Below are 6,461 nucleotides of genomic sequence, written 5' to 3'. Positions count from 1 at the left end.
GGGCCCGGCTCCGCGTCCGCGCCGACGCCGACGCGGGCCTGCGGCGGGGCGCGATCGTGGTGGGCGTGTGCGCGGCGGCCCTGGTCGGTTTCGCCGGCGCGCTCCTGCTGCCGGGCCGGGGCGGCGAGGCGGCCGCGCAGACGCCGCCGCCGTCGGCCGCGGCGCCTCCGCCGGCCGTCCCGTCCCCCGCCGCGAGCGCGTCCCCCGACCCCGACGGGGCCGGCACGCTGCGCGAGGGGGACAGCGGTCCGCGGGTGAGCGACCTCCAGCGGCGGCTGCTGCGCATCCCGAACGTGTACGACCACGGGCCCACCGACGGCCGTTACGACGCCGAACTCACCGAGGCCGTCGCGCGTTTCCAGCTCTGGTACGGCATCCGCGGCGACGAGAGCGGCGTGTACGGCGACGACACCCGGCGCGACCTGGAGTCGCGCACCGCCTCCCGCGCCGGATGACGCGTGACCGCCGGAGCACCGGACCGGCGAGTGCACCAGCGTCTCGATGGCCGGCCGTTCTCCGTCGGCGTGCCCTACCGCGCGTCGTCGAGCGGCACCTGGATGTCGCACACGCAGACGTCGTCGCGGCCCTCGGGGTCCAGGAGCGCGCCGAGCAGCTGCTTCAGCGGGGCCGGGGACGCGGCGCCGCCCGGCCCGGCGGCCCCGGACAGCCGTTCCAGGCCCCGGTCGATGCTCTCCGCGGGCCGTTCGACCAGGCCGTCGGTGTAGAGCAGCAGACGGTCGCCGGGCTTCAGGTCGACCTCGGCCTCGTCGTAGCGGGGGGCGTCGGTCGCGCCGAGCAGCATCCCGAAGGGCCGTTCGAGATAGCGCGCCTCGCCGTCGCGTACCAGCAACGGTGGCGGGTGCCCGGCCTGCGCCCACACCAGCCGGCGCTCGCGCGGGCTGTAGCGGGCCATGATCATGGTCGCGGAGCCGTGCGGGTCGCGGGAGTGCAGCAGCAGGGCGTTGAGCCGGGACAGCGCGCCGGTCAGCGAGGACCCGGTGATGATCATGCCCTTGGCGGTGAAGCGCAGCAGGGCCATCGCGGCGACGGCGCCCATGCCGTGCCCGGCCACGTCGCCCACCACGAACAGGGCGTCGCCGTCGGGCAGTTCGATGGCGCTGAACCAGTCGCCGCCGACGTTGAGGCCCGCCTGGGCCGGCAGATAGGCGATGTCCACGCGCAGTCCGGCCAGTTCGACGGGCTGCCTGGGCAGGGGCAGCAGCGCGTCCTGCAGCCGGGCGGCCACGGTGCGTTCGGCCTGGAGCACCCCGTGCTGGGTGAGCATCGCGCGCTCGCTGGCGACCAGCGCGAGCTCGGCGTTGCGCTGCGCGGTGAGGTCCTGCACGAAGCCGTGCACCTCGACGGGCTCGCCGTGCGCGTCCGGCACCGCCTCGGCGACCATCCGCAGATGCCGGACGCCGTCCCGGGTCACGACGCGGAACGGCACGTCACAGGGCCGGCCATGGCGTACCAGCTCGCCGACGGCGCGGGCGAGCACCGGCACGTCCTCGGACAGGCCGAGGCGGGGGAGCCCGTGCAGCGGGACGACGCCCAGCGCGGGGTCGCGCTCGAAGATGGCGAAGACCTGGGAGGACCAGGTGGCTTCACCGGTGACCAGGTTCCAGGTCGCCCAGCCGAGGTTGCCCAGCCGCTGCACGTCGGCCAGGCGCTGTTCCTGGCGGTCGGAGGGGTCGTGCCGCAGCCAGCTGACGACCAGGCCGTCGCCCAGCCGCACCGCCCGGGCCCTGTAGGTGGACAGCTCGCTGGAGCCGGCCACCAGCTGCTGCCGGGCGAACGGCTCGCTCTCGTAGGGCTCCTCGTCGTTCAGCGCCCGCAGGCAGCCCTGCCACAACGGCTCCTCGGCGACCTCCGGCCAGCACTCCAGGAAGCGCAGGCCGACCAGGTCGCGCCCGCTGCGCCCCACGGCGTCGAAGGCCCCGCCGGTCGCGGCGTCGACGCGGAAGTCCTCCACCTGCCCGCCGTCGGGGGCGATCGGCGCGAGCAGCACCGCGGCGACCGGGAGCCGGTCGAACACCGTCTGCACGGCGTCGGCGACGGGGCCGAGGGCCGGAGCTGTGCGGGACTGGAAGGCGCGCAGCGGACCCGCGCACAGCTGGGCCACCGCCAGCAGGTGTTCGCGGACCCGGGCGGTGAAGGGGCCCTCGGACCGGCACAGGATCCCGAGCGCGACGTCGGCGGACTCCCCGGTCGTCACCGGCAGCCAGGCGCGCGACGGCCAGCGCTGCGGCTGACCCCCGATCAGCAGGTACTGCTCGGCGTCCTTGCGCGGGTCCTCCAGCCAGCGCGGCTCGTCGGCGCGCAGGGCGTCGAGCGCGGCGATCCCGCTCACCGGGGGCACCCGGCTCCACTGGTCGGCCAGGGAGGCGTCGACTCCGGCGTGCGCGAGGAGTTCGAGTCCACCGCCGGGGGTGCGCGCGTAGAGCATCACGGCGCCGGCGCCCACGTCCGAGGCGAGGTGGTTGAGCAGGCGGTGGGCGAGGTCCTGTGGTGTGCCGACCCGGACCAGGGCACGGCTCAGGCGGTCCAGGGCGGTGGCGTCGACCTCGTCGGCGAAGGGCGTCGGCGCGGCGCCCGGCGCGGTGGTGCGGGCCGGGGCTGGCGCCTGCTCGGCCTGCGGCGTCGAGACGAGGGACCCGAGGGTGATCCAGCACTCCTCCAGCAGCGTGCGGCGGCCTGCCTTCGCCCGCCGCTGCAGCTCCTCCTGGGCGGCGTCCGGGGAGCAGCCGCGCTGCGCCATCAGCGCGCCCTTGGCGCGCTCCAGCACGGCCGAGGTGGCCGCCAGTTCCTGTAGCCGGTCCATCTCCGCACGCTGGCGTGCCACCACCCGGGTCAGCGCCGCCAGGTCGGGCACCCCGCCGGACTCCGCGGGCAGGGCGGGTTCGCTCGTCACGTCTTTGAGCATGGCACACGGACGTGGATTCGATCGAGGTCTTGCGGCATCGCCCCCGCCAGGAGCGACGGGCCCGCGGCGGCGGGACGGACCGCCCTGGTCAGCGGCCGTTCTGCTCCACCAGGGCCTGGGTGACGGCGCGGACGCTGCGGGCGATGTGCTGCAGCTGCATCACCTCGGCGGCGTACATCTTGATGGTGTGTTCGATCACCGATTCCGGCATGCCCAGCCGGGGCAGGTCGGCGCGCGCGGTCTGCAGAGCGGTGCGGGCCACCCGGACCTCGTTCTGGACCTGGATCTGCGCGTGGCGGGCGAGCAGCACCGGGTGGCGCAGCAGCGCGGGGTAGCTCGCGTAGCGCGCGGGCACCAGCTCGCGAAGCCACTTGGCGGCCGAGCGCTCCCAGTCGTAGCTACCGGGGGTCTTCACCTGGCACGGCCAGTCCGAGCCGATGCGCGTCGTCGTCAGGGTCATGATCATCGCTTCCGGGTGTGTGGCGTCGTGACGGTGGTCCGACGGTCTGGGGGCGGCCCCGGTCCAGGGGAAGACCGGGGCCGCCACGGGCGCTCGCGCAAGCGATGCCCCGAACACCCTGGGCGCCGACGCGGGTAGGGGACGGCGGCTTTCGGGTGCCCGTACAGGAGCCCTCGGCGGGCGGGTGCGGCCGTGAGCAGTATTTATATATGCCGTCTCCTTTGCAAGACGTATGAAAACATTCATGCGCGAAATGCCCGCAGTGATCCCTTTGTGCTGTTCGCCGGAGGGGGGTGAAGAGGGGGACTGAAGGGGGCGGAGGGGGAGCGTGGGGCGGGCGGCGGTCCGGGCGGCGGGTCATTCCCTCAGGAAGAACTGGTGCTGCTCGGCGATCTGCTCGTACTCCTCCAGTCGCGCCTGGGTGCGCTCGGGCCCCGCGTCCGTCATGGCCTGGAGCAGCGCCGCGGCCATCACGCCGGGCGCGGCGTAGGAGTCGAAGACCAGCCGCGACCCGGTTCCGGAGGAGAAGACGGCGTCGGCCTCGTCCGCCCACGGGCCCAGCGCCAGGTCGGTGATCAGCGCGACCTTGAGACCGGCGCTGCGCGCCACCCGCACCGCGGTCAGCGTCTCCTGCGCGTGCCGGGGCATCGAGAACGCCAGCACCCAGGTGCCGCCCGCCTCCCGGGACTGCAACAGCGCGTCGTAGGCCACGCTGCCGCCCCGGGTCACCAGCCGTACGTCCGGGTGGACCCGGCGGGCGGCGTAGGCGAAGTACTCGGCGAGCGAGGCCGAGATGCGCAGCCCGAGAACGGTCAGCGGCGTCGACTGCGACAACTGGCGGCCCACGTCGATGACCTGGTCCGGGTCGGCGAAGTCGCGCCGCAGGTTCTCCAGGTTGTCGATCTCGGCGTCGACCGCCGCCTGGAGCTCGTTGCTGCGGTTCGCCTCGTCCGCCGCCGGACCGCCGGCCAGGGCGCCCAGCGCGATCGACTGGAGCCTCTCCCGCAGCGCGGGATACCCGCTGAAGCCCACCGCCGCGGCGAACCGGGTGACCGAGGGCTGGCTGACGCCGACCCGTTCCGCGAGGTCGGTGATCGACAGGAACGCCGCCTCGGTGATGTTCTCGATCAGATACTGGGCGATCCGCCGTTGTCCCGGAGACAGCCGGGGGCCGTCGAACAGGGTCCTGAGCCGGGAGGTCGGGGACACCTCCGTCTCCGGTCCGGTTCTGCCCGAGGTGATCGCTGACGCCTGTGCGCGTGCCTGCTGCGGCGATGGCACCGGTGCGCCTCCTTTGTCGTCCACGAAGCTCAACATAGCCCAGCCGCCCGGCCCGGCACGGAGGTCGCAGCAGCCCCCTCGCACCCCCGCTGATCGTGGTTTACCGCCGGTACAGCGTGATCGAGTGCCCGACCTCGTCGACCGGCCGGCTGGAGCGCAGGAGCTCCGCCAGCCGCCCCTGCGCCTTGGCGGCCGCGGAGTCCGACACCACCAGCAGCCCGTGCACCTCGCGCGCGGGCGCCCGGCGCGGATCGGAGGCCTCGATGCCGTAGGAGGAGGGCACCCCGCTGCCCTTGTAGACGAGCCACACCCGCTCGTCCGGGTACCGCTCGCGCAGCCGGTCCGCCAGCCGTCCCAGGTCCTGGCCCCAGTCCACGTTGGAGTCGTGCAGCAGCAGGTGCGTCTTCGCCGGTCCGCCGAACGCCTCGTTGGAGTACGGCAGGTAGTAGGGGAACGTCCGCAGCGAGCTCACGGCGACGAACGCGACCAGCGCGGCCGCCGTGACCGGCGCCCACCGCCGTCGCGCCGCGAGGAGACAGCCCGCGGCCACCGCGAGGAACATCGGCAGGAAGACGGCGTACCGGGTGCCCAGGTCCCGCGCGCCGGTCATGGCCGACGCCAGCAGCACGGCCGCCGGGACCAGCACGTAGGGCGCCGCGGGCCGCAGCCGGCGCACCGCGACCAGCGCGATCGCCCCGGCCGCCCACAGGGCGAGCATGCCGAGCGGGGTCTTCACCGTCAGCGCGACCGGCAGGTAGTACCACCGGGCCCCGGCGTACCGGTGTCCGAGAAGGAAGCCGTCCCAGGCCTGGTTCTCCAGGCCGAACTGGATCCGCATGCCGTCCCGGTACGCCTGCGGGAGGGGCATCGCCCGCACGAGGAGCCCCCGCAGGCCGTGCACCACGGGCACATGGGTCGCCTGCGGGTCCCAACGCAGCCGCGGGTCCACCGCGAGATACGCCGCCCAGACGACGGCCGCCGCGGTCCCCGCCACCGCTACCGCCCCCAGCAGGGCCCGGCGCACGGTCCGCGGGCGGCGGGACCACACCGACAGCGCCGCCAGAGCCATCAGCACCGGCACCGCGGGCAGCGCGCTCATCTTCGTGGCGAGCGCCGCGCCCAGCGCGGCCCCGGCCGACGGCAGGTACAGACCCGGTCGGCCCGACCTGGCCCGCCACAGCAGCCACACCGACGTCAGCAGGAAGCCGGCGGCCGGCACGTCCAGGGTGGCCAGCGAGCCATGGGCGACGAGGTCGGGCGAGAGGGTGTACAGGGCGAGCGCCGTCAACGCCGCGGCCGGCACGGCCAGGTCGCGGGCGAAGACGAACACCACCAGGCCGAGGAGCAGCGTCAGCGCGATCACCGGCAGCCTGGCCCACAGCATCAGCCGCCAGGGATCGTTGCCGGACTCGTAGAGCAGGTGCCGGCCCGCGTCCTCCTGGGTCCCCGGGAACGGGGCGCCGACGTGCGGATCGGCGAAGGCGACGCCGACGGCGATCAGCAGCTTGCCGAGCGGCGGATGCTCCGGGTTGTGGCGCACCCGGTGCTCGTGCAGGTACTCGGCCGCCGTGGCGACGTACACCGGTTCGTCGATGGTGGGCGTCTGCTCCACCGCGGCGGTGACCATCGCGAAGGCCATCTGGGCGAGCAGGACGACCGCCAGGAGCGGGACGAGCAGCCGTCGGCGGCCCGCCGGAGCGAGCCGCCGCGCCCCCGCGCCGGTGGTGTGCTCCAGGACCCAATGCAGTGCGCGCGCCATCGTCCGCCCCGCGGTCGCACCGCCGGACGGCGGCGGGA

Annotated in this window: 5 protein-coding genes; 1 reads left to right on the top strand and 4 read right to left on the bottom strand. The window is 74.6% G+C overall.

All coding sequences use genetic code 11. The features are described from left to right. Nucleotides 1–455, top strand: a 455-nt coding sequence (locus ACFVYK_RS37565) for a peptidoglycan-binding protein (protein WP_389781227.1), incomplete at its 5' end; no start/stop codon positions are given. Nucleotides 456–529: 74 nt separating this feature from the next. Here ACFVYK_RS37565 and ACFVYK_RS37560 read toward each other — a convergent pair. The 4 genes from ACFVYK_RS37560 to ACFVYK_RS37545 all read right to left on the bottom strand — a co-directional run bounded on the left by ACFVYK_RS37560 (nt 530) and on the right by ACFVYK_RS37545 (nt 6,423). Beyond that, entirely contained in the window at nt 530–2,923 is a 2,394-nt protein-coding gene (locus ACFVYK_RS37560) for a SpoIIE family protein phosphatase (RefSeq protein WP_389781226.1), read from the bottom strand. A gap of 88 nt (nt 2,924–3,011) precedes the next feature. Next, entirely contained in the window at nt 3,012–3,389 is a 378-nt protein-coding gene (locus ACFVYK_RS37555; protein WP_389781225.1) for a hypothetical protein, read from the bottom strand. 351 nt (nt 3,390–3,740) lie between these two features. After that, the gene (locus ACFVYK_RS37550; RefSeq protein ID WP_389781224.1) at nt 3,741–4,664 is read right to left on the bottom strand and encodes a MurR/RpiR family transcriptional regulator; all 924 of its coding nucleotides are present in this window, start codon (nt 4,662–4,664) and stop codon (nt 3,741–3,743) included. 100 nt (nt 4,665–4,764) lie between these two features. After that, a complete protein-coding gene (locus ACFVYK_RS37545) occupies nt 4,765–6,423 on the bottom strand; it encodes a phospholipid carrier-dependent glycosyltransferase (RefSeq protein ID WP_389781228.1) in 1,659 nt (552 codons plus the stop codon). Nucleotides 6,424–6,461: the final 38 nt, after the last annotated feature.

Source organism: Streptomyces sp. NPDC058291 (genome assembly GCF_042880855.1).
In the GTDB taxonomy this organism is placed as follows: domain Bacteria; phylum Actinomycetota; class Actinomycetes; order Streptomycetales; family Streptomycetaceae; genus Streptomyces.
Note: the sequence above shows the minus strand (reverse complement) of the source record. Positions and strands in the feature narration are given on the sequence as shown.

Excerpts from the sequence above, each read along its gene's own strand:
- ACFVYK_RS37560 (WP_389781226.1), bottom strand. The coding sequence starts at position 2,923 with ATGCTCAAAGACGTGACGAGCGAACCCGCCCTGCCCGCGGAGTCCGGC.
- ACFVYK_RS37555 (WP_389781225.1), bottom strand. The coding sequence starts at position 3,389 with ATGATCATGACCCTGACGACGACGCGCATCGGCTCGGACTGGCCGTGC.
- ACFVYK_RS37545 (WP_389781228.1), bottom strand. The coding sequence starts at position 6,423 with ATGGCGCGCGCACTGCATTGGGTCCTGGAGCACACCACCGGCGCGGGG.